Origin of the sequence: Azorhizophilus paspali (assembly GCF_043587585.2) — a bacterium.
GTDB lineage: Bacteria > Pseudomonadota > Gammaproteobacteria > Pseudomonadales > Pseudomonadaceae > Azotobacter > Azotobacter paspali.
The window spans coordinates 3,850,214-3,871,368 of sequence record NZ_CP171449.1; the positions used below are offsets into that span (position 1 = coordinate 3,850,214).

The 21,155-nt window shown below is 60.4% G+C and carries 33 protein-coding genes and 1 pseudogene; 2 read left to right on the forward strand and 32 right to left on the reverse strand.

Annotation, left to right across the window (positions count from 1 at the left end):
* Positions 1 to 23 precede the first annotated feature (23 nt).
* Positions 24 to 321: pseudogene (locus tag ACGI6K_RS18630) on the reverse strand (SDR family oxidoreductase); the annotation flags it as partial.
* Between ACGI6K_RS18630 and ACGI6K_RS18635 the strand changes: the two are divergent.
* Positions 283 to 957: a LysR substrate-binding domain-containing protein gene (locus tag ACGI6K_RS18635; protein WP_376945749.1), complete on the forward strand. Its 675-nt coding sequence runs from the start codon at positions 283 to 285 to the stop codon at positions 955 to 957. The pseudogene ACGI6K_RS18630 and the gene ACGI6K_RS18635 sit on opposite strands and share 39 nt — an antisense overlap.
* Positions 958 to 972: 15 nt before the next feature.
* Here the strand turns inward: ACGI6K_RS18635 and ACGI6K_RS18640 are convergent, their stop codons facing one another.
* The gene (locus tag ACGI6K_RS18640) at positions 973 to 1,476 is read right to left on the reverse strand and encodes a single-stranded DNA-binding protein (protein ID WP_376945751.1); all 504 of its coding nucleotides are present in this window, start codon (positions 1,474 to 1,476) and stop codon (positions 973 to 975) included.
* 9 nt (positions 1,477 to 1,485) lie between these two features.
* Positions 1,486 to 2,874: an MFS transporter gene (locus ACGI6K_RS18645; protein WP_376945753.1), complete on the reverse strand. Its 1,389-nt coding sequence runs from the start codon at positions 2,872 to 2,874 to the stop codon at positions 1,486 to 1,488.
* 132 nt (positions 2,875 to 3,006) lie between these two features.
* Here ACGI6K_RS18645 and uvrA point away from each other — a divergent pair, with 132 nt between their 5' ends.
* Complete coding sequence (uvrA, locus tag ACGI6K_RS18650) at positions 3,007 to 5,841, forward strand: excinuclease ABC subunit UvrA (RefSeq protein WP_376945755.1); 2,835 nt, start codon at positions 3,007 to 3,009, stop codon at positions 5,839 to 5,841.
* A gap of 258 nt (positions 5,842 to 6,099) precedes the next feature.
* Here the strand turns inward: uvrA and rplQ are convergent, their stop codons facing one another.
* The 29 genes from rplQ to tuf all read right to left on the reverse strand — a co-directional run bounded on the left by rplQ (position 6,100) and on the right by tuf (position 21,131).
* On the reverse strand, positions 6,100 to 6,492 hold the full coding sequence (rplQ, locus tag ACGI6K_RS18655; protein ID WP_376945757.1) for a 50S ribosomal protein L17: 393 nt from the start codon (positions 6,490 to 6,492) through the stop codon (positions 6,100 to 6,102).
* Positions 6,493 to 6,536: 44 nt separating this feature from the next.
* Positions 6,537 to 7,538: a DNA-directed RNA polymerase subunit alpha gene (locus ACGI6K_RS18660; RefSeq protein WP_376945759.1), complete on the reverse strand. Its 1,002-nt coding sequence runs from the start codon at positions 7,536 to 7,538 to the stop codon at positions 6,537 to 6,539.
* Between the two features lie 22 nt (positions 7,539 to 7,560).
* On the reverse strand, positions 7,561 to 8,181 hold the full coding sequence (gene rpsD, locus ACGI6K_RS18665) for a 30S ribosomal protein S4 (protein WP_376945761.1): 621 nt from the start codon (positions 8,179 to 8,181) through the stop codon (positions 7,561 to 7,563).
* A 16-nt stretch (positions 8,182 to 8,197) separates the two neighbouring features.
* Positions 8,198 to 8,587, reverse strand: a complete 390-nt coding sequence (gene rpsK / locus ACGI6K_RS18670; RefSeq protein ID WP_003093689.1) for a 30S ribosomal protein S11 — start codon at positions 8,585 to 8,587, stop codon at positions 8,198 to 8,200.
* A 30-nt stretch (positions 8,588 to 8,617) separates the two neighbouring features.
* On the reverse strand, positions 8,618 to 8,974 hold the full coding sequence (gene rpsM / locus ACGI6K_RS18675; protein ID WP_012699324.1) for a 30S ribosomal protein S13: 357 nt from the start codon (positions 8,972 to 8,974) through the stop codon (positions 8,618 to 8,620).
* A gap of 133 nt (positions 8,975 to 9,107) precedes the next feature.
* Positions 9,108 to 9,224 (reverse strand): 50S ribosomal protein L36, encoded by a 117-nt coding sequence (rpmJ, locus tag ACGI6K_RS18680; RefSeq protein WP_003281814.1) that lies wholly within the window; start codon positions 9,222 to 9,224, stop codon positions 9,108 to 9,110.
* A 28-nt stretch (positions 9,225 to 9,252) separates the two neighbouring features.
* Positions 9,253 to 10,581 (reverse strand): preprotein translocase subunit SecY, encoded by a 1,329-nt coding sequence (gene secY / locus ACGI6K_RS18685; RefSeq protein WP_376945847.1) that lies wholly within the window; start codon positions 10,579 to 10,581, stop codon positions 9,253 to 9,255.
* A complete protein-coding gene (gene rplO / locus ACGI6K_RS18690; protein WP_376945849.1) occupies positions 10,582 to 11,016 on the reverse strand; it encodes a 50S ribosomal protein L15 in 435 nt (144 codons plus the stop codon).
* A gap of 3 nt (positions 11,017 to 11,019) precedes the next feature.
* Positions 11,020 to 11,196 (reverse strand): 50S ribosomal protein L30, encoded by a 177-nt coding sequence (gene rpmD, locus ACGI6K_RS18695; RefSeq protein ID WP_376945851.1) that lies wholly within the window; start codon positions 11,194 to 11,196, stop codon positions 11,020 to 11,022.
* A gap of 2 nt (positions 11,197 to 11,198) precedes the next feature.
* Positions 11,199 to 11,699 carry a 30S ribosomal protein S5 gene (gene rpsE, locus ACGI6K_RS18700; RefSeq protein WP_012699319.1) on the reverse strand — a complete coding sequence of 167 codons (501 nt, stop codon included), beginning with the start codon at positions 11,697 to 11,699 and terminating at the stop codon, positions 11,199 to 11,201.
* A 3-nt stretch (positions 11,700 to 11,702) separates the two neighbouring features.
* Positions 11,703 to 12,053: a 50S ribosomal protein L18 gene (rplR, locus tag ACGI6K_RS18705; protein ID WP_376945852.1), complete on the reverse strand. Its 351-nt coding sequence runs from the start codon at positions 12,051 to 12,053 to the stop codon at positions 11,703 to 11,705.
* Positions 12,054 to 12,063: 10 nt separating this feature from the next.
* The gene (gene rplF / locus ACGI6K_RS18710; protein ID WP_041806894.1) at positions 12,064 to 12,597 is read right to left on the reverse strand and encodes a 50S ribosomal protein L6; all 534 of its coding nucleotides are present in this window, start codon (positions 12,595 to 12,597) and stop codon (positions 12,064 to 12,066) included.
* Positions 12,598 to 12,609: 12 nt separating this feature from the next.
* Positions 12,610 to 13,002, reverse strand: coding sequence for a 30S ribosomal protein S8 (gene rpsH / locus ACGI6K_RS18715; protein WP_041806892.1), 393 nt, complete (start codon positions 13,000 to 13,002; stop codon positions 12,610 to 12,612).
* 184 nt (positions 13,003 to 13,186) lie between these two features.
* Positions 13,187 to 13,492 (reverse strand): 30S ribosomal protein S14, encoded by a 306-nt coding sequence (gene rpsN / locus ACGI6K_RS18720; protein WP_376945853.1) that lies wholly within the window; start codon positions 13,490 to 13,492, stop codon positions 13,187 to 13,189.
* Between the two features lie 12 nt (positions 13,493 to 13,504).
* Positions 13,505 to 14,044 carry a 50S ribosomal protein L5 gene (gene rplE / locus ACGI6K_RS18725; protein WP_012699314.1) on the reverse strand — a complete coding sequence of 180 codons (540 nt, stop codon included), beginning with the start codon at positions 14,042 to 14,044 and terminating at the stop codon, positions 13,505 to 13,507.
* 20 nt (positions 14,045 to 14,064) lie between these two features.
* Positions 14,065 to 14,379, reverse strand: a complete 315-nt coding sequence (gene rplX, locus ACGI6K_RS18730; RefSeq protein ID WP_012699313.1) for a 50S ribosomal protein L24 — start codon at positions 14,377 to 14,379, stop codon at positions 14,065 to 14,067.
* A 12-nt stretch (positions 14,380 to 14,391) separates the two neighbouring features.
* Positions 14,392 to 14,760, reverse strand: coding sequence for a 50S ribosomal protein L14 (rplN, locus tag ACGI6K_RS18735; protein WP_003289207.1), 369 nt, complete (start codon positions 14,758 to 14,760; stop codon positions 14,392 to 14,394).
* A 23-nt stretch (positions 14,761 to 14,783) separates the two neighbouring features.
* Positions 14,784 to 15,050: a 30S ribosomal protein S17 gene (rpsQ, locus tag ACGI6K_RS18740; protein ID WP_012699311.1), complete on the reverse strand. Its 267-nt coding sequence runs from the start codon at positions 15,048 to 15,050 to the stop codon at positions 14,784 to 14,786.
* Positions 15,051 to 15,052: 2 nt separating this feature from the next.
* Positions 15,053 to 15,244 carry a 50S ribosomal protein L29 gene (gene rpmC / locus ACGI6K_RS18745; protein WP_376945857.1) on the reverse strand — a complete coding sequence of 64 codons (192 nt, stop codon included), beginning with the start codon at positions 15,242 to 15,244 and terminating at the stop codon, positions 15,053 to 15,055.
* Positions 15,244 to 15,657 carry a 50S ribosomal protein L16 gene (gene rplP / locus ACGI6K_RS18750; RefSeq protein WP_012699309.1) on the reverse strand — a complete coding sequence of 138 codons (414 nt, stop codon included), beginning with the start codon at positions 15,655 to 15,657 and terminating at the stop codon, positions 15,244 to 15,246. The genes rpmC and rplP overlap by 1 nt, the downstream gene beginning before the upstream one ends.
* A 14-nt stretch (positions 15,658 to 15,671) precedes the next feature.
* Positions 15,672 to 16,358 carry a 30S ribosomal protein S3 gene (rpsC, locus tag ACGI6K_RS18755; RefSeq protein ID WP_012699308.1) on the reverse strand — a complete coding sequence of 229 codons (687 nt, stop codon included), beginning with the start codon at positions 16,356 to 16,358 and terminating at the stop codon, positions 15,672 to 15,674.
* A gap of 13 nt (positions 16,359 to 16,371) precedes the next feature.
* Entirely contained in the window at positions 16,372 to 16,704 is a 333-nt protein-coding gene (gene rplV, locus ACGI6K_RS18760) for a 50S ribosomal protein L22 (protein ID WP_003304070.1), read from the reverse strand.
* Between the two features lie 13 nt (positions 16,705 to 16,717).
* On the reverse strand, positions 16,718 to 16,993 hold the full coding sequence (rpsS, locus tag ACGI6K_RS18765) for a 30S ribosomal protein S19 (protein ID WP_376945861.1): 276 nt from the start codon (positions 16,991 to 16,993) through the stop codon (positions 16,718 to 16,720).
* A 16-nt stretch (positions 16,994 to 17,009) separates the two neighbouring features.
* Positions 17,010 to 17,831 (reverse strand): 50S ribosomal protein L2, encoded by an 822-nt coding sequence (gene rplB, locus ACGI6K_RS18770; protein WP_376945863.1) that lies wholly within the window; start codon positions 17,829 to 17,831, stop codon positions 17,010 to 17,012.
* An 11-nt stretch (positions 17,832 to 17,842) separates the two neighbouring features.
* Positions 17,843 to 18,142: a 50S ribosomal protein L23 gene (gene rplW, locus ACGI6K_RS18775; RefSeq protein ID WP_376945865.1), complete on the reverse strand. Its 300-nt coding sequence runs from the start codon at positions 18,140 to 18,142 to the stop codon at positions 17,843 to 17,845.
* Positions 18,139 to 18,741, reverse strand: coding sequence for a 50S ribosomal protein L4 (rplD, locus tag ACGI6K_RS18780; RefSeq protein WP_376945867.1), 603 nt, complete (start codon positions 18,739 to 18,741; stop codon positions 18,139 to 18,141). The genes rplW and rplD overlap by 4 nt, the downstream gene beginning before the upstream one ends.
* Positions 18,742 to 18,755: 14 nt before the next feature.
* A complete protein-coding gene (gene rplC / locus ACGI6K_RS18785) occupies positions 18,756 to 19,391 on the reverse strand; it encodes a 50S ribosomal protein L3 (protein WP_376945869.1) in 636 nt (211 codons plus the stop codon).
* 84 nt (positions 19,392 to 19,475) lie between these two features.
* On the reverse strand, positions 19,476 to 19,787 hold the full coding sequence (gene rpsJ, locus ACGI6K_RS18790; protein WP_003243886.1) for a 30S ribosomal protein S10: 312 nt from the start codon (positions 19,785 to 19,787) through the stop codon (positions 19,476 to 19,478).
* A gap of 150 nt (positions 19,788 to 19,937) precedes the next feature.
* A complete protein-coding gene (gene tuf, locus ACGI6K_RS18795; protein WP_377968817.1) occupies positions 19,938 to 21,131 on the reverse strand; it encodes an elongation factor Tu in 1,194 nt (397 codons plus the stop codon).
* Positions 21,132 to 21,155: the final 24 nt, after the last annotated feature.

The following is a 21,155-nucleotide window of genomic DNA, read 5'->3' on the forward strand; positions in this document are numbered from 1 at the left end:
AGAACATGTACCAGCCCCTCGACACCCGCCTTGCTGGCGATATAGGGACCATAGCCGGGGAAGGACTTGGCGATCGCAGTGGTCGACAAGGCGACGATCCGCCCCCTGGTCCATCTGCCGCGCCGCCTCGGCGAGCACGACGAAGGCACTGCGCAGGTTGGTGCGCAGCATCCGCTCGAACGGTTCGATATCGCCGTCGGCGCTCTTCAGGCAGGACATGATTCCGGCACTGTTGACCAGCACGTCGATGCGCTTGCAGATCGCCCTGACCCTGGCGAACAGATGCGCTATGTCGGCCGGCTCGGCCTGCACGTCGCCCACGCCAACCTGATCATTCTACCGCGCATCCAAGAACTCCACCGTCGCTATCCGCAGATCGAGCTGGTCATTAGCAGCAAAGACCGCCTGGTGGATCTGTTGGGCAAAGGCATCGATCGCGTGGTTCGTGCCGGCCAGCCGCGCGACTTTTCAATGGTGGCGCGACGCCTGGTGCTGATGCCGGAAGTGGTCTGCGCTAGCCCGGACTACCTAGATCGCCACGGCCGCCCAAGGCATCCCGAAGAGCTGGCAGGCCACCAGGCGGTGGGCTTCTTCCCCAGCAATCACGACACGCTACCCATTCAGCTTCCTGATCGACGGCGAGATGACGGAGTTCGAGGTGGGCAGCTGGATCTCGCTCAACGACGCGGAGTGCTACAGCACTTGCGCATTGAGCGGCTGCGGCTTGATCCAGGAGCCACGCTTGCGGGTGGAGGAGCATCTGCGCGGCGGCAGGCTAGAAGAAGTACTGACGGAATGGCCCAGTCCAGGCTTGCCGGTCTCGGCACTCTATCCCTATCACCGGCAATTGTCGCCACGGTCTTCGTCGAGTGGCTCTCGGCGCTTTATGCCGAGCGTTTCGGACAGGACCAGGCACCACGGCTCATCCGCAGGCGCCAGGGAACAAGCCCGCCCTGAGCGACGGGCGGACTCCTAGAACGGAATGTCGTCGTCGAAGCTGTCGTAGTCCGGCGCCGGCGGCTGCCGGTCCTGCTGCGGAGCGGGAGCGGGGCGCGACTGCGGAGCCTGGGCCTGCTGCTGCGGCTCGCGCGGGGGACGCGGCACGCGCGGTGCGTCGTCGGGGTTACCGGCGCGACCGCCGAGCAGTTGCAAGGTGCCGTTCATGTCGACGACGATCTCGGTGGTGTAGCGATCCTGGCCATCCTGCCCCTGCCACTTGCGGGTTTGCAGGCGACCCTCGACGTAGCACTGCGAGCCCTTGCGCAGGTACTCGCCAGCGATCTCGGCGAGCCGGCCGAAGAACACCACGCGATGCCATTCGGTACGCTCCTGCTGTTGGCCGGTCTGCTTGTCCTTCCAACTGTCGGTAGTGGCCAGGGTGATGTTGGTGACCGCGTTGCCGTTGGGCAGGTACCGGGTTTCCGGATCACCGCCGACGTTGCCGATCAGAATGACTTTGTTAACCCCACGGGCCATAACGTTCTCCTAGGCTTCAGCACGTACCGGCGCCGGGTCGATCAGGCGCTCGAGAGACGTGCGGTCCAGTTTTTGGGTATCCACTTTGATATAGAGGGCGGCCTCCTCGGCCACCACTTCGGCATCCGCCACTCCGGGCACGGCCAGCAGACGCTCGCGTAGGGCCTCGTCGCGCAGAGCCGCAGGCGATAGCGACAGGCGCAGGCTGGTCACGTATGGAGGTTCGCGCATGGTAACAGCTATCGCCAGCCACAGAGCGCAGAGCAGCGCACAACCGACGAACACCGTACCCAGCCCGCCCTGCTGGTACAGCCAGCCGCCGAAGATGCCGCCCAGTGCCGCGCCGAGGAACTGGCTGGTGGAGTACACCCCCATCGCCGTGCCCTTGCCCCCGGCCGGAGCAACCTTGCTGACCAGCGACGGCAGGGACGCCTCCAGCAGGTTGAACGCCGTGAAGAAGAGCACGGCCCCCAGTACCAATGCCGTCAGACCGCTGCCGAGCAGCCAGAAATACAGCTCGCAGAACAGCAAGACCGCCACCGCCGCGCAGAACACCCGCTTCATCCGGCGCTTCTTTTCAGCGTAGAAGATGAAGGGAACCATGCCGAAGAAGCCCACGAACAGGGCGACTAAATAGACCCACCAGTGCTCCTCGCGAGGCAGGCCGCCCCGTTCCACCAGGGCCAGCGGCAGGGCCACGAAGGTTGCCATCAGGATCGCATGCAGGACGCCGATACCGAAATCCAGGCGCAGCAGATCGGGATGGCGCAACGTGGCGCCCAGTGCCTGACGCGCTACGGCGGACTCGCGGTGCTGCAGGACGCGCGGCGCCGCCGGCACCAGCGCGACGATGATCAGGATACCGAACAGGGCCATGCCGGCGGTCGCCCAGAACAACCCGGCCAGGCCGAAGGCGCGAGTCAGCAGCGGGCCGATCACCATGGCCGCGGCGAACGACAGGCCGATGCTCATACCGATCATGGCCATGGCCTTGGTGCGATGCTGCTCGCGGGTCAGGTCGGAAAGCAGCGCCATCACCGCCGCAGAGATCGCCCCTGCGCCCTGCAGCACGCGGCCGGCGATGACACCCCAGATGGAATCGGCATTGGCCGCCAGCACCGCCCCGGCGGCGAAGATCAGTAGGCCGGCATAGATCACCGGACGCCGGCCGATGCGATCGGAAAGAATGCCGAAGGGGATTTGCAACACCGCCTGGGTCAGGCCGTAGGCGCCGATCGCCAGGCCGATCAGGGCCGGGGTGGCACCCGCCAGGTCCATCCCATAGGTGGAAAGCACCGGCAGCACCATAAACATGCCCAGCATGCGGAAGGCGAAGACCAGCGCCAGCCCACCGCCCGCCCGGATTTCGCCACCACTCATGCGCCCGCGATCGTGCATGCTCCAGCCCTCATGAAAATGCGCGATTCTACCAGCCGCCGTCCGGCCAGCCCACGCCAGCCGGCCAGACGTTTCCGCCCTCTTGCGGCGCGCCGTATACTCGTGGATTTCCGCCCGCCATGCGAGACCGCTTTGGACAAGATCCTGATCCGTGGGGCGCGCACCCACAACTTGAAGAACATTGACCTGACCCTACCGCGCGACAAGCTGATCGTCATCACCGGCCTGTCCGGTTCCGGCAAATCCTCGCTGGCCTTCGACACCCTCTATGCCGAAGGCCAACGCCGCTACGTGGAGTCCCTCTCGGCCTACGCCCGGCAATTCCTGTCGATGATGGAAAAGCCCGATGTCGATGCCATCGAGGGTCTTTCGCCGGCAATTTCCATCGAGCAGAAATCGACTTCGCACAACCCGCGCTCCACCGTCGGCACCATTACCGAGATTTACGACTACCTGCGCCTGCTCTACGCGCGTGTCGGTACCCCACGCTGCCCGGAACACGACGTGCCGCTGGAAGCGCAGACTGTTAGCCAAATGGTCGACCAGGTGCTCGCGCTGCCGGAAAGCAGCAAGCTGATGCTATTGGCTCCGGTGGTCCGCGAGCGCAAGGGTGAACACCTCTCGATCTTCGAGGAGTTGCGTGCCCAGGGGTTCGTCCGCGCGCGGGTCGACGGCAGGCTTTTCGAACTGGACGAGTTGCCCAAGCTGGACAAGCAGAAGAAACACAGCATCGATGTGGTGGTGGATCGCTTCAAGGTACGCGACGACTTGCAGCAGCGCCTGGCCGAGTCCTTCGAGACCGCGCTGAAGCTGGCCGATGGCATCGCCCTGGTGGTACCAATGGAGGGCGAGACGGGCGACGAGTTGATCTTCTCCGCACGCTTCGCCTGCCCCCACTGCGGACACTCGATCGGCGAGCTGGAGCCCAAGCTGTTCTCCTTCAATAACCCGGCCGGCGCCTGTCCCTCCTGCGACGGTCTGGGCGTCAAGCAGTACTTCGACCCGCGCCGGCTGGTCAACGGCAAGCAGTCTCTCGCCGAGGGCGCGATTCGCGGTTGGGACAGGCGCAACGTCTACTATTTCCAGATGCTCGGTTCGCTGGCCGCACATTACGGCTTCAGCCTCGAAGAGCCGTTCGAGAACCTGCCGGCCAACGTGCAGAAGGCCCTGCTGCACGGCAGCGGCCGCGAGAGCATCGAGTTCCGCTATCTCAACGACCGCGGCGATATCGTGGTCCGGGCCCATCCGTTCGAGGGCATCATTTCCAACCTGGAGCGCCGCTACCGCGAAACCGAATCCGCCAACGTGCGCGAGGAACTGGCCAAGCTGCTCAGCAGCCAGCCCTGCCCCGACTGCCGCGGCACCCGCCTGCGCCGCGAGGCGCGGCACGTCTGGGTCGGCGAAAAGACCCTGCCGGCGGTCACCGCCCTGCCAGTAGGTGAAGCCTGTGGCTATTTCGCCGACTTGTCGCTGAGCGGCCGACGCGGCGAGATCGCCGGGAAGATCCTCAAGGAGATCCGCGAGCGCTTGCAGTTTCTGGTCAACGTCGGCCTCGACTACCTGACTCTGGATCGCAGCGCCGATACCCTTTCCGGCGGCGAGGCGCAGCGCATCCGTCTGGCTAGCCAGATCGGCGCCGGTCTGGTCGGGGTGATGTACATCCTCGACGAGCCTTCCATCGGTCTGCACCAGCGCGATAACGAGCGCCTGCTGGCCACCCTCACCCACCTGCGCAACCTGGGCAATACGGTGATCGTGGTGGAGCACGACGAGGATGCCATCCGCCTGGCCGACTATCTGGTCGACATCGGCCCGGGCGCCGGCGTGCACGGTGGGCAAATCGTCGCCGAGGGCGCACCGGCCGAGGTGATGGCCCATCCCGACTCGTTGACCGGCAAATACCTCTCCGGCCGCCTGAAGATCGAAGTCCCGGCTGCGCGCACCCCGCGCGATGCCAAGCGGCTCCTCAAGCTCAAAAATGCCCGCGGCAACAACCTGCAGAATGTCGACCTGGAGATCCCGGTGGGCCTGTTCACCTGCATCACCGGAGTGTCCGGATCGGGCAAGTCGACCCTGATCAACAACACCCTGTTTCCTCTCACCGCCATGGCGCTGAACGGCAGCAGTGGTCTGGAAACCGCCCCCCACGACAGCTTCGACGGCTTGCAGCACCTGGACAAGGTGGTCGACATCGACCAGAGCCCGATCGGCAGAACGCCACGCTCGAACCCGGCGACCTACACCGGATTGTTCACCCCCATCCGCGAACTGTTCGCCGGTGTGCCAGAGTCACGCTCGCGCGGCTACAACCCTGGGCGTTTTTCCTTCAACGTCAAGGGCGGTCGCTGCGAGGCTTGCCAGGGCGACGGCGTGATCAAGGTGGAGATGCATTTTCTGCCGGACATCTACGTTCCTTGCGACGTCTGCAGGGGCAAGCGCTATAACCGCGAAACGCTCGAGGTGAAATACAAGGGCAAAAACATCCACGAAGTGCTGGAGATGACCATCGAGGAAGCCCGCGACTTCTTCGATGCCGTACCGGCGATAGCGCGCAAGCTGCAGACGCTCATCGACGTCGGCCTCTCCTATATTCGCCTGGGTCAGAGCGCCACGACCCTGTCTGGCGGCGAGGCGCAGCGGGTCAAGCTGAGCCGCGAACTGTCGAAACGGGATACCGGCAAGACTCTGTACATCCTCGACGAGCCCACCACGGGCCTGCACTTCGCCGATATCCAGCAACTCCTGGACGTACTGCATCGACTGCGCGACCACGGCAACACCGTGGTAGTGATCGAGCACAACCTGGATGTGATCAAGACCGCCGACTGGATCGTCGACTTGGGTCCCGAAGGCGGCTCGCGCGGCGGCCGGATCATCGCCGACGGTACGCCCGAGCAGGTCGCGCAGATGCCGCAATCGTACACCGGACGCTTCCTCGCTCCCCTGCTGGAGCGCGATCGCGCCTAAATCGGAAGATGATCGAGCGGGAGGGAGGCGGAGTCACCTCCGCCATCCTCTCGAAGCACCGAATGCCAAGCGTGCAGAAGACTTTCGCCGCCAAGTCATCGGATCATCGCCATCGCGAACCGAAAACACGAACTGCGCCAGTTCGCCATGCCTGGCCCACAACGAAAACACCCTGCGAAGACAAGCCTCGCAGGGTGCAGGATGAAACAGCCCATTGGAGAGCGAACACAAGGCCCGTCTCTCCATGCGGCAAGCGCCTTATTCGGCGGTGCCTGCCAGCACTTCGCCGTCGACAGGGCGATCAACCAGCTCGACGTACGCCATGGGCGCATTGTCGCCAGTGCGGAAACCGCACTTGAGGATGCGCAGGTAGCCGCCCGGACGGTTGGCGTAACGCTTGCCCAAATCGTTGAACAACTTGCCCACGGCAGCTTTCGAACGAGTACGATCAAAGGCTAGGCGGCGGTTGGCGACGCTGTCTTCCTTGGCCAGAGTGATCAGCGGCTCGGCGACGCGACGCAGCTCCTTGGCCTTGGGCAGGGTGGTTTTGATCAGTTCGTGCTCGAACAACGACACCGCCATGTTCTGAAACATGGCCTTGCGGTGTGCGCTGGTGCGGCTCAGATGACGGCCACTTTTACGATGACGCATGATTCAATTCCTTACCAAACTTGTTCGTTCGGTGGTAGTGACGTTCAGGCCGTAGCCTTGTCGTCCTTCTTCAGACTTGCAGGCGGCCAATTATCGAGGCGCATGCCGAGGGACAGACCACGGGAAGCCAGAACGTCTTTGATTTCGGTCAGGGACTTCTTGCCCAGGTTCGGAGTCTTCAGCAACTCTACTTCGGTGCGCTGGATCAGGTCACCGATATAGTAAATGTTCTCCGCCTTCAGGCAGTTGGCCGAGCGTACGGTCAGTTCCAGGTCGTCGACCGGACGCAGGAGGATCGGATCGATCTCGTCTTCCTGCTCGACCACCACTGGCGCGATATCGCCCTTAAGGTCGACGAACGCGGCCAATTGCTGCTGCAGAATGGTCGCGGCACGGCGGATGGCCTCTTCGGGATCCAGGGTACCGTTGGTTTCCAGATCGATGACCAGCTTGTCCAGGTTCGTACGTTGCTCGACGCGGGCGTTCTCCACCACGTAAGCGACACGGCGGACTGGACTGAAGGAAGCGTCAAGCTGAAGACGACCGATGCTGCGGCTTTCGTCCTCGTCGCTCTGACGGGCGTCGGCGGGCTCGTAACCACGACCACGCGACACCTTGAGCCTCATGTTCAGTGCGCCATTGTTCGCCAGGTTGGCGATTACATGACCGCCGTTGACGATTTCGACATCATGATCCAGCTGAATATCGGCAGCGGTTACCGCACCGGAGCCCTTCTTGCTCAGGCTCAGCGTGACCTCGTCGCGACCATGCAGCTTGATGGCCAGGCCCTTCAGGTTGAGCAGGATCTCGATGACATCTTCCTGCACTCCTTCGATAGCGCTGTACTCATGAAGCACGCCGTCGATCTCGGCCTCGACTACCGCACAGCCGGGCATGGAAGACAGCAGGATGCGACGCAAGGCGTTGCCCAGGGTATGACCAAAACCGCGCTCGAGCGGCTCGAGCGTGATCTTGGCACGGGTCGGGCTGACCGCCTGCACGTCGATGTGACGGGGGGTCAGGAACTCATTTACCGAACTCTGCATGGATATACCTATTTTCTAGCCCTTACTTGGAGTAGAGCTCGACAATCAGGTTTTCGTTGATGTCGGCAGACAGGTCACTGCGAGCCGGCACGCTCTTGAACACGCCAGACTTCTTCTCGGTATCCACTTCAACCCACTCGACGCGGCCACGCTGCGCGCAGAGTTCGAGAGCCTGAGCGATACGCAACTGGTTCTTGGCCTTTTCGCGGATAGCGACGACATCGCCAACCTTGACCTGATAGGAAGGGATGTTCACGGTCTGGCCATTGACGGTAATGGCCTTGTGCGAAACCAGCTGACGGGACTCGGCACGGGTGGCGCCGAAGCCCATGCGATAGAGGACGTTGTCCAGACGGCACTCCAGCAATTGCAGCAGGTTCTCGCCAGTGGAGCCCTTACGACGGCTGGCCTCCTTGTAGTAACCGCTGAACTGGCGCTCCAGCACGCCATAGATGCGGCGAACCTTCTGCTTCTCACGCAATTGGGTGCCGTATTCGGACAGGCGACCGCGGCGCTGACCATGGATGCCCGGAGCCGACTCGACGTTGCACTTGGACTCGAGCGCACGGGAGCCGCTCTTCAGGAACAGGTCAGTGCCTTCGCGGCGGGACAGTTTGCATTTGGGACCAATGTAACGTGCCATTCTTCACTGTCTCCTATTACACGCGACGCTTCTTCGGCGGACGGCAGCCATTGTGCGGGATCGGGGTTACATCGGTGATGCTGGCAATCTTGTAACCGCAGGCATTGAGAGCACGGACGGCGGACTCGCGACCCGGGCCAGGTCCCTTGACGTTCACGTCGAGGTTCTTCAGTCCGTATTCCAAAGCGGCTTGACCGGCACGCTCGGCAGCCACCTGGGCGGCGAACGGAGTGCTCTTGCGCGAGCCACGGAAGCCGGAACCACCGGAAGTGGCCCACGAAAGGGCATTACCCTGGCGATCGGTGATGGTCACGATGGTGTTGTTAAAGGACGCATGGATATGGGCGATGCCATCCACCACGGTCTTCTTGACTTTCTTACGAGGACGAGCAGCAGGTTTTGCCATGATTAGATTCCTGTCGATTCGCGAATGCGATTACTTGCGGATCGGCTTACGCGGGCCCTTGCGGGTACGGGCGTTGGTCTTGGTGCGCTGACCGCGAACCGGCAGGCCACGGCGGTGACGCAGGCCGCGATAGCAACCCAAGTCCATCAGACGCTTGATTTTCATGTTGACTTCACGGCGCAGATCACCTTCAGTGGTGAGCTTGGCCACTTCGCCACGCAGCTGCTCGATCTGCTCGTCCGAGAGATCCTTGATCTTTGCTGCCGGATTGACACCGGTAGCGGCACAGATAGCCTGTGCAGTGGTACGACCGACACCATAGATGTAGGTCAGCGAGATAACAGTATGCTTGTTATCCGGAATGTTGACGCCTGCGATACGGGCCATTCAGTGGAACTCCAATTGACAGCTACCTACGCCCTGGAAGCCAAGAAATAGGGCGCAGGATACTAGCGCTGTAATAAAAAAGAATCAACCCGGCAGCACACTAGCTGCCGGGCTCATCACGCGGGAATCACACTCAGCCTTGGCGCTGCTTGTGACGCGGCTCCGCACTGCAGATCACGCGCACGACGCCGTCGCGGCGAATGATCTTGCAGTTGCGGCACAGCTTTTTCACCGATGCACGAACTTTCATCACCAACTCCTCGAACCTTATGGACAGATCAGCGGAGCATGCCGCCGCCATAGCCCTTCAGGTTGCTTTTCTTCATCAGGGATTCATATTGGTGCGAAACGAGGTGCGATTGCACTTGCGACATAAAGTCCATCACAACCACCACCACGATCAGCAACGAAGTCCCGCCAAGATAGAACGGCACATTGGCTGCCACCACCAGGAACTGCGGGAGCAGACAGACCGCCGTCATGTAGAGAGCACCAAAAATGGTCAAGCGGGTCAGCACACCATCGATATAACGTGCCGACTGCTCACCCGGCCTGATGCCAGGAATGAAGGCACCCGATTTCTTCAGGTTTTCCGCCACATCCTTCGGATTGAACATCAACGCAGTGTAGAAGAAGCAAAAGAAAATGATCCCTGCACTGAACAGAATGATATTCAACGGCTGTCCAGGCGCGATGGCCTGGGCTATGTCCTGCAGCCACCCCATACCCTCCGACTGGCCAAACCAGGAGCCCAGCGAAGCGGGAAACAGCAGAATACTACTGGCGAAAATGGCCGGAATCACACCTGCCATATTCACCTTGAGTGGCAGGTGGCTGGTTTGCGCCGCGAAAACCTTCCGGCCTTGCTGACGCTTGGCATAGTGGACCGCGATGCGACGCTGACCACGCTCGACGAAAACCACGAAACCGATGATCGCCACGGCCAGGAGCGCAACGGCCAGCAAGGCGATGATATTGATATCACCTTGACGGGCGGACTCGAAGGACTGGCCGATCGCTGCCGGCAAGCCGGCCACGATCCCGGCAAAGATCAGCATCGAGATTCCGTTGCCGATGCCCCGCTCGGTAATCTGCTCGCCTAGCCACATCATGAACATCGCACCAGCCACGAAAGTGCTTACAGCCACGAAGTAGAAGCCGAAATCGGCGGCGAAAGCGACGCCCTGGCTGGCCAGACCGACGGACATACCGAAAGCCTGAACGATCGCCAGAATGAGCGTCCCGTAACGGGTGTACTGGCTGATCTTGCGACGACCGGCCTCGCCTTCCTTCTTCAACTGCTCCAACTGGGGACTGACCACGGTCATCAGCTGCATGATGATCGATGCCGAAATATACGGCATGATCCCCAGCGCGAAGATGCTCATCCGCTCCAGCGCACCACCGGAAAACATATTGAAGAGACTAAGAATGGTTCCCTCGTTCTGTTGGAACAGTTCCGCCAGCCTGTCGGGATTGATTCCTGGTACCGGGATGTGCGCGCCTATGCGATAGACGATGATCGCCAGGAACAGGAACCGCAGCCGAGCCCAGAGCTCGGACAGCCCGCCATTGCTGAGTGCGGAGAGAGCACCTTGCTTAGCCATTTAGTCCTCGATTTTACCGCCAGCTGCTTCGATGGCCGCACGCGCACCCTTGGTGACGGCGATTCCCTTCAGAGTAACGGCCCGGCCCACAACGCCAGACAGCATGACCTTCACGCGACGGACGCCTTGATTGACCAGGTTGGCATCTTTCAGCGCCTGCAGAGTGACGACATCCCCTTCCACCTTGGCCAACTCGGAAGTGCGAATTTCCGCACGATCCAAGGCCTTCAGAGAAGTGAAGCCGAACTTCGGCAGGCGGCGGTGCAGAGGCTGCTGACCGCCCTCGAACCCAGGCGCGATCTTGCCACCGGAGCGGGAGGTCTGCCCCTTGTGGCCACGGCCACCGGTCTTGCCGAGACCGCTGCCGATGCCGCGACCCGGACGCAGCTTCTCGCGCCGGGCTCCCGGCGCGGAACGCAAATCGTTCAGTTGCATGGATTAACCCTCCACACGCAGCAGGTAATAGGCCTTGTTGATCATCCCGCGGTTTTCGGGAGTATCTTGAACCTCGACGGTATGACCGATGCGACGCAAACCCAGGCCCTTGACGCAGGCCTTGTGGTTGGCCAGTCGACCGATCAGGCTCTTGATCAGAGTGACTTTGACAGTTGCCATGATCAGAGAATCTCCTCGACGCTCTTGCCACGCTTGGCTGCCACGGATTCCGGGGACTGCATTTCCTTCAGTCCTTTGAAAGTGGCATAAACCACGTTCACCGGATTGGTCGAGCCGTAGCACTTGGCCAGAACGTTCTGTACGCCTGCGACCTCGAGGACGGCACGCATGGCACCACCGGCGATGATTCCGGTACCCTCGCTGGCCGGCTGCATGTAAACACGGGAAGCGCCATGGGCGGACTTGACCGGATACTGCAGAGTGGTGCCGCTGAGATCGACCTGGATCATGTTGCGGCGAGCAGCTTCCATAGCCTTCTGGATAGCAGCAGGGACCTCGCGGGACTTGCCGCGGCCGAAGCCGACACGCCCTTTGCCATCGCCAACGACCGTCAGCGCAGTAAAGGTAAAGATGCGACCACCCTTGACGGTCTTGGCAACGCGATTGACTTGGACCAGCTTTTCGATGTAGCCCTCGTCGCGCTTTTGCTCGTTATTTGCCATAACTTAGAACTCCAGCCCGCCTTCACGAGCAGCGTCGGCCAGTGCCTTGACACGGCCGTGGTACTTGAAGCCAGAACGATCGAATGCCACCTGGGTTACGCCAGCAGCCTTCGCTCGCTCAGCCACCAGCAGACCAACCTTCTTGGCCGCCTCGACGTTGCCGGTAGCAGCGCCGCGCAGTTCTTTGTCCAAGGTCGAGGCAGAAGCCAGAACCTTGCCGCCGTCGGCCGCGATGACCTGGGCGTAAATGTGCTGGGAGGAACGGTGCACGCAAAGGCGTACAACCTCCAGCTCGCGCATTTTCAGGCGTGTCTTGCGAGCGCGACGCAGACGAGTTTCTTTCTTTACGCTCATTTGCTATGCCCTACTTTTTCTTGGCTTCTTTGCGATGGACCACTTCGTCGGAATACCGCACCCCTTTGCCTTTGTACGGCTCGGGGCGACGGAAGTCGCGAATCTCGGCTGCCACCTGGCCAACCAGTTGCTTGTCGATCCCCTTGATCAGGATATCGGTCTGGCTGGGAGTTTCCGCGGTAATGCCCTGCGGCAACTGATAATCCACCGGATGGGAGAAACCAAGCGCCAGGGACAGAACTTGCCCCTTGGCCTGCGCTTTGTAACCAACGCCGACCAGTTGCAGCTTGCGCTCGAAGCCCTGGCTGACGCCAATCACCATGTTGTTGACAAGTGCGCGAGTGGTGCCGGCCATGGCTCTGTTCTGCTGATCGCCATTACGGGCAGCAAAACGCAGCTCACCAGCTTCCTGAACGACCTCGACCGAGGGATGCACATTCAATTCGAGAGAGCCTTTCGCCCCCTTCACCGAAAGCTGCTGACCAGCCAGCTTGACCTCTACGCCAGCGGGCAGCTTGACGGGGTTCTTAGCAACGCGAGACATGCTGTTCCCCCCTTAGAACACAGTGCAGAGCACTTCGCCGCCAACACCGGCAGCACGAGCCGCACGATCGGTCATCACACCCTTGTTGGTGGAGACGATCGAAACGCCCAAACCGCCACGAACTTTCGGCAGTTGATCGACAGACTTGTACTGGCGCAGGCCGGGACGGCTCACGCGCTTGAGCTCCTCGATGACCGGACGGCCTTCGAAATACTTGAGCTCAATGGACAGTAGCGGCTTGGCATCGCTACTGACTTGGTAATCCGAAATGTAACCTTCGTTCTTGAGAACATTGGCTACTGCCACCTTCAGCTTGGAAGACGGCATACTCACGACGGTCTTCTCAGCCATCTGGGCATTACGGATACGAGTTAGCATGTCCGCTAACGGGTCCTGCATACTCATGGGCTAATTGCTCCTGATACAGAAAGAAAGCCTTGCGGCCCGAACTCCGGACTTTGACGGATGAAAAATCAAGAGTCAGGAGAGCCGAGCATCCTAGAGGCTGACCATAAAAGAATCAAGCCCCATAAGGGGCTTGATTCGATGATCCAGGCTCGACGATGAATTCGAGAGCCTAGGGACGTGCTTACCAGCTGGCTTTGACCAGACCCGGCACATCACCACGCATGGCTGCCTGGCGCAGCATGTTGCGCGCCAAACCGAACTTGCGGTAGACCCCATGGGGACGACCGGTCAGGCGGCAGCGATTACGCAGGCGCGAGGCGCTAGCATCGCGGGGCTGCTTCTGCAGGGCGATCTGGGACTCCCAACGCTGCTCCGGAGTGGAGTTCGGGTTGGCGATGATAGCTTTCAGCTCGGCACGCTTCTTGGCGTACTTGGCAACCGTCTGCTGACGCTTCAGCTCGCGGTTTTTCATGCTCTGTTTGGCCATTTCCTACTCCAATCAGTTGCGGAACGGGAAGTTGAAGGCGCGCAACAGGGCACGACCCTCGTCATCGGTACGGGCAGTGGTGGTCAGAGTGATATCCAGACCACGCAAGGCATCGATCTTGTCGTAATCGATTTCCGGGAAGATGATCTGCTCCTTCACACCCATGCTGTAGTTGCCACGCCCATCGAAGGACTTGGCATTCAGGCCGCGGAAGTCGCGTACCCGCGGCAGGGAGATGGAAAGCAGACGATCCAGGAACTCGTACATACGATCACGGCGCAGGGTCACCTTGACGCCGATCGGCCAGCCTTCGCGAATCTTGAAACCTGCGATGGATTTGCGGGCATAGGTGACCACGGGTTTCTGGCCGGTGATCTTCTCCAGATCGGCGACAGCGTTCTCGATGACCTTCTTGTCACCAACCGCCTCGCCAAGCCCCATGTTCAGAGTGATTTTGGTGATGCGCGGAACCTCCATCACGTTGACCAACTGAAGCTCGTTCTTCAGCTTGGGCGCGATCTCGTTCCGATAAATCTCTTTTAGTCGTGCCATGGTTATCTACCTAGCAGTGCTCAAGCATCAACCGGCTTTTGGGTCGACTTGAAGATACGAATTTTCTTGCCGTCTTCGATCTTGAAACCAACGCGATCAGCCTTGCTGGTTTCGGCGTTGAAGATGGCCACGTTGGAGACGTGCAGCGGCGCCTCCTTCTCGACGATACCGCCCTGGACGCCAAGCATGGGGTTCGGCTTGCTGTGGCGCTTGATCAGGTTGACGCCGCTGACGACCAAACGGTCGTCAGCGAGAACCTTAAGCACCTTGCCACGCTTGCCCTTGTCTTTGCCGGCGATGACGATGATCTCGTCGTCACGACGAATCTTTTGCATGACGGCTTCTCCTTACAGCACTTCAGGGGCAAGCGAGACGATCTTCATGAACTTCTCGGAACGAAGTTCACGAGTGACCGGCCCGAAGATGCGGGTGCCGATCGGCTCCTGCTTGTTGTTGAGCAGGACGGCCGCATTACCATCGAAGCGAATGATGGAGCCATCAGGGCGACGCACGCCGTGCCGGGTACGAACCACGACAGCGGTCATGACCTGGCCCTTCTTGACCTTGCCGCGCGGAATCGCTTCCTTCACGGTAACCTTGATGATGTCGCCGATGCCGGCGTAACGGCGGTGCGAGCCACCCAGTACCTTGATGCACATGACGCGGCGAGCACCACTGTTGTCAGCCACATCGAGCATGGATTGAGTCTGAATCATAACTTTCTCCGACCCTTAGTCTCTTAGACTTCCACCGCGCGCTCGACGACTTCCACCAGCATCCAGGACTTGGTCTTGGCCAGCGGACGGGTCTCGCGAATGGTGACCGTGTCGCCGATACGGCACTGGTTGGTTTCGTCGTGGGCGTGCAGCTTGGTCGAACGCTTCACGTATTTACCGTAGATCGGGTGCTTCACGCGGCGCTCGATCAGGACGGTGATGGTCTTATCCATTTTGTCGCTTACGACACGGCCGGTCAGCGTGCGAACAGTTTTCTGAGCTTCAGCCATGATCACTTACCTGCCTGCTGGTTGAGCACAGTCTTGACGCGAGCGATGTCGCGCTTCACTTGCGAGAGCAGGTGAGTCTGCCCCAGTTGGCCAGTTGCCTTCTGCATGCGCAGATTGAACTGGTCGCGCAGCAGGCTGAGCAATTGCTCGCTCAACTGCTCAGCTGTTTTTTCACGAAGTTCACTCGCTTTCATCACATCACCGTCCGCTTAACAAAAGTGGTGGCGAGCGGCAGCTTGGCTGCTGCCAGGGCGAAAGCCTCGCGCGCCAGCTCTTCGGAAACACCCTCGATTTCGTAGAGCACCTTGCCCGGCTGAATCTGGGCAACCCAGTACTCGACGTTCCCTTTGCCCTTACCCATACGAACTTCGAGAGGCTTCTTAGTAACCGGCTTGTCAGGGAATACGCGGATCCAGATCTTGCCGCCACGCTTGACGTGACGGGTCAAGGCGCGACGCGCAGCCTCAATCTGGCGGGCGGTGAGACGACCGCGGCTCACGGACTTCAGGGCGAACTCGCCGAAGCTGACCTTACTACCACGGTGAGCCAGGCCGCGGTTGTGGCCGGTCATCTGCTTGCGGAATTTTGTACGCTTGGGTTGCAACATGCTGCGTACTCCTCTTACTTAGCAGCTTTTTTGCGAGGCGCAGGCGCTTGCGGCTTGAGCTCTTCGTGCTGGCCACCGATGACCTCGCCCTTGAAGATCCAAACCTTGACGCCGATCACACCGTAGGTGGTGTGCGCTTCGTAGGTGGCGTAATCGATGTCCGCGCGCAGGGTGTGCAACGGCACACGGCCTTCGCGGTACCATTCGGTACGGGCGATTTCAGCACCGCCCAGACGACCACTCACCTGGATCTTGATGCCCTTGGCACCAATGCGCATGGCGTTCTGTACCGCACGCTTCATGGCGCGACGGAACATCACGCGACGCTCAAGCTGCTGGGCCACGCTCTGAGCAACCAGCATACTGTCGAGTTCCGGCTTGCGGATCTCTTCGATGTTGATGTGCACCGGCACACCCATTTGCTTGGTCAGATCCTGACGCAGCTTCTCAACATCCTCACCCTTCTTGCCGATCACGATACCGGGACGCGCGGTGTGGATGGTGATGCGTGCGGTTTGAGCCGGACGAGCGATATCGATGCGGCTCACGGACGCGCTTTTTAATTTGTCTTGGAGATACTCACGCACCTTCAGGTCGGCATACAAATAGTCCGCGTAATTCTTGCGGTCGGCATACCAAACCGAGGTGTGCTCCTTGACGATTCCCAGGCGAATGCCTACGGGATGTACTTTCTGACCCATCTGATCGACTCCGTTACTTGTCCGCAACCTTGACAGTGATATGGCAAGACCGCTTGACGATGCGATCAGCACGGCCCTTGGCACGCGGCATGATGCGCTTAAGCGAACGCCCCTCGTTGACGAAAACGGTGGAGACCTTCAGGTCGTCCACGTCTGCGCCCTCGTTGTGCTCGGCGTTGGCAACGGCCGACTCCAGCACTTTCTTCATGATCTCGGCGGCTTTCTTGCTGCTGAAAGCCAGCAGGTTGAGCGCATCGCCCACCTTCTTCCCGCGGATCTGGTCGGCGACCAAGCGGGCTTTCTGGGCGGAGATTCGAGCGCCCGACAGCTTAGCGGCTACTTCCATCTTTCCTTACCCCTCAACGCTTGGCCTTTTTGTCTGCCGCATGACCACGATAGGTACGGGTAGCGGCAAACTCGCCCAGTTTATGACCGACCATATCCTCGTTGATGAGCACCGGGACATGTTGACGGCCGTTATGCACAGCAATGGTCAGACCGACCATCTGCGGCAGGATCATCGAACGACGCGACCAGGTCTTGACCGGTTTGCGATCGTTCTTTTCCACCGCCACTTCGACCTTCTTCAACAGGTGAAGATCGATAAAAGGACCTTTTTTCAGAGAACGCGGCACAGTCGTATCCCTCTAGTTACTTACGGCGGCGGACGATCATGTTGTCGGTGCGCTTGTTCGACCGGGTCTTCGCACCCTTGGTCGGGAAGCCCCACGGCGACACCGGATGACGGCCACCCGAGGTACGACCTTCACCACCACCATGCGGGTGGTCGACCGGGTTCATCGCCACACCGCGAACGGTCGGGCGAACACCGCGCCAGCGCTTGGCACCGGCCTTGCCCAGAGAACGCAAGCTGTGCTCGGAGTTGGAAACCTCGCCCAGAGTCGCGCGGCAATCAGCCAGGACCTTGCGCATCTCGCCGGAACGCAGACGCAGGGTCACATAGGCTCCTTCGCGTGCGACCAGTTGCACGGAGGCACCAGCGGAACGAGCGATCTGTGCTCCCTTGCCCGGCTTCAGCTCGACACCGTGAATGGTGGAGCCGACCGGAATGTTTCGCAGCGGTAGCGTATTGCCAGCCTTGATCGGCGCGTTCACTCCGGAAATCAACTGGTCACCGGCCACAACACCCTTCGGTGCGATGATGTAGCGACGCTCGCCGTCGGCGTACTTCAGCAACGCAATGTGTGCGGTACGGTTCGGGTCGTACTCGATGCGCTCGACGGTGGCAGGAATACCGTCCTTGTTGCGACGAAAATCGACCAGGCGATAGTGCTGCTTGTGACCACCACCGATATGACGGGTGGTAATGCGGCCGTTGTTGTTACGACCACCGGACTTGGACTTCTTCTCCAGCAGCGGCGCGTAAGGGGCACCCTTGTGCAGCTCCTGGTTGACCACCTTGACCACGAAACGGCGGCCAGCGGAAGTCGGCTTGCATTTAACGATTGCCATGATGCACCCCTTTACTCAGCGCTGTTGGCGAAATCGAGATCTTGGCCAGGCTGAAGAGCAACATATGCCTTCTTCCAGTCGTTGCGCTTGCCCAGACCGCGAACGGTACGCTTGGTCTTGCCCTGGACATTCAGGGTGGTGACATTGGCGACCTTCACGTCGAACAAGGCCTCGACGGCCTTCTTGATTTCCAGCTTGGTTGCATCGGTGGCAACCTTGAAAACGAACTGCTTCTTGCTTTCCGCCAGCACGGTGGCCTTCTCGGAGATGTGCGGACCAAGCAGTACTTTGAATACGCGTTCCTGGTTCATCCCAGCAGCTCCTCGAATTTCTTCACGGCCGGCACGGTGATCAGCACCTTGTCATAGGCGATCAGGCTGACCGGATCGGACCCCAGGACATCGCGAACATCGACGTGCGGCAGGTTACGGGCAGCCAGATACAGGTTCTGATCCACAGCATCGGAGACGATCAGCACGTCGCTCAGGCCCAGACTGCCCAGCTTGCTCACCAGGCTCTTGGTCTTGGGAGCATCCACGGCGAAATCTTCGACGACGACCAGACGCTCTTGACGCACGAGCTCGCTCAGGATCGAGCGCAGAGCGGCACGGTACATCTTCTTGTTGAGCTTCTGATCGTGATTTTGCGGGCGGGCGGCGAAGGTCACGCCACCACCACGCCAGAGTGGACCACGGCTAGTACCGGCGCGCGCACGGCCAGTACCCTTCTGGCGCCAGGGGCGCTTGCCGCCACCACTGACATCGGAGCGGTTCTTCTGCTGCTTGCTGCCCTGACGGCCACCGGCTAGATAGGCGACGACTGCTTGGTGCACAAGGGTCTCGTTGAACTCGCCGCCAAAGGTGCGCTCGGAGACTTCGATCGCCTGAGCGCCATTCACATTCAATTGCATCTCAGCTTCCCCTCTTAACCGCGAGCCTTGGCTGCCGGACGCACGATCACATCGCCACCGGTAGCGCCAGGAATGGCACCCTTGACCAGCAGCAGATTGCGTTCGGAGTCGACACGAACCACTTCCAGGGACTGCACGGTCACGCGCTCAGCGCCCAGATGACCGGACATTTTCTTGCCCTTGAACACACGGCCAGGAGTCTGGCACTGGCCGATGGAGCCCGGAACACGGTGGGAAACGGAGTTGCCGTGGGTGTTGTCCTGGCCGCGGAAATTCCAGCGTTTGATGGTGCCGGCGTAGCCTTTACCCTTGGACTGGCCGGTGACGTCCACCAACTGCCCGGCCTGGAAAATCTCGACAGTGATCTGGTCGCCGGACTGGTACTCGCCTTCTTCGAGGCGGAACTCCCAGACGCCACGACCAGCAGAGACATTTGCCTTGGCGAAGTGACCAGCCTGCGCCTTGGTCACACGCGAAGCCCGACGCTCGCCGACAGTGACCTGCACCGCCAGATAGCCGTCGCTTTCTGCATTCTTGAACTGGGTCACACGGTTCGGCTCGATCTCGATGACCGTAACCGGAACGGAGACACCTTCTTCGGTGAAAATGCGGGTCATGCCGCACTTACGACCGATTACACCAATAGTCATTTCTTGAACCTCTCGAGTGTACGGGGCTTTCACCCGCTATGGCCGCCCATTTCAGAGCGTTACACGACCAAGACCCGAATGGTCTTAGCCGAGGCTGATCTGCACTTCCACGCCAGCCGCCAGATCGAGCTTCATCAGCGCGTCGACGGTCTTGTCGGTCGGCTGAACGATATCCAGCACACGCTTGTGGGTACGAATTTCGTACTGATCGCGCGCATCCTTGTTGACGTGCGGCGAAATCAGAACGGTATACCGCTCTTTACGGGTAGGCAGAGGAATCGGACCACGCACCTGAGCACCAGTACGTTTCGCGGTTTCCACGATTTCCTGGGTAGATTGATCAATCAGGCGATGGTCAAAAGCCTTCAACCGAATACGGATTTGTTGGTTTTGCATTTTGACCTCAGACTCGAAGTTGCCACCCTACCGAGCGGAATACGCCCGATAAAAGGAGGCACAATTGTACGGATGCCCCCCTAGAGTGTCAAACAAAATGATCAGCAATAGAAAAAGCCCCAAAAGGGGCTTTTTCTACTATCCCATCGATTACTCGATGATCTTGGCCACCACACCGGCGCCGACGGTACGACCGCCTTCGCGGATAGCGAAACGCAGACCGTCTTCCATGGCGATCGGAGCGATCAGGGTGACGACCATCTTGATGTTGTCGCCCGGCATCACCATCTCGACGCCTTCCGGCAGCTCGACGTTACCGGTCACGTCGGTGGTACGGAAGTAGAACTGCGGGCGGTAGCCCTTGAAGAACGGCGTGTGACGACCACCTTCTTCCTTGGACAGCACGTACACTTCGGCTTCGAACTTGGTGTGCGGCTTGATGGTGCCCGGCTTGGCCAGAACCTGGCCGCGCTCCACGTCCTCACGCTTGGTGCCGCGCAACAGGGCGCCGATGTTCTCGCCGGCACGCCCCTCGTCGAGCAGCTTGCGGAACATTTCCACGCCCGTGCAGGTGGTCTTGGTGGTCGGACGGATACCGACGATTTCCACTTCCTCACCCACCTTGACGATGCCGCGCTCGACGCGACCGGTCACCACGGTGCCGCGACCGGAGATCGAGAACACGTCCTCGATCGGCATCAGGAACGGCTGGTCGACGGCACGCACCGGCTCCGGAATGTAGGAGTCCAGGGTTTCCACCAGCTTGCGCACGGCGGAGACGCCGATGCCGTTGTCGTCCTTGCCTTCCAGTGCCATCAGGGCGGAGCCGGTGATGATCGGGGTGTCGTCGCCCGGGAAGTCGTAGGTGGACAGCAGATCGCGCACTTCCATCTCGACCAGTTCCAGCAGCTCGGCGTCGTCGACCATGTCGGCCTTGTTCAGGAACACGACGATGTAGGGAACGCCCACCTGACGGGACAGCAGGATGTGCTCGCGGGTCTGCGGCATGGGGCCGTCGGCGGCCGAGCAGACCAGGATCGCGCCGTCCATCTGGGCGGCGCCGGTGATCATGTTCTTCACGTAGTCGGCGTGACCGGGGCAGTCGACGTGCGCGTAGTGACGGGTCGCGGAGTCGTATTCAACGTGCGAGGTGTTGATGGTGATACCGCGCGCCTTTTCTTCCGGAGCGTTGTCGATCTGATCGAAGGCACGAGCGGCGCCACCCCAGGTCTCGGCACAAACCTTGGTCAGAGCAGCCGTCAAAGTGGTCTTGCCATGGTCCACGTGACCGATGGTGCCAACGTTGACGTGCGGTTTGTTACGTTCGAATTTTTCCTTAGCCACGACAGTAAACCTCTTACTTAAAGG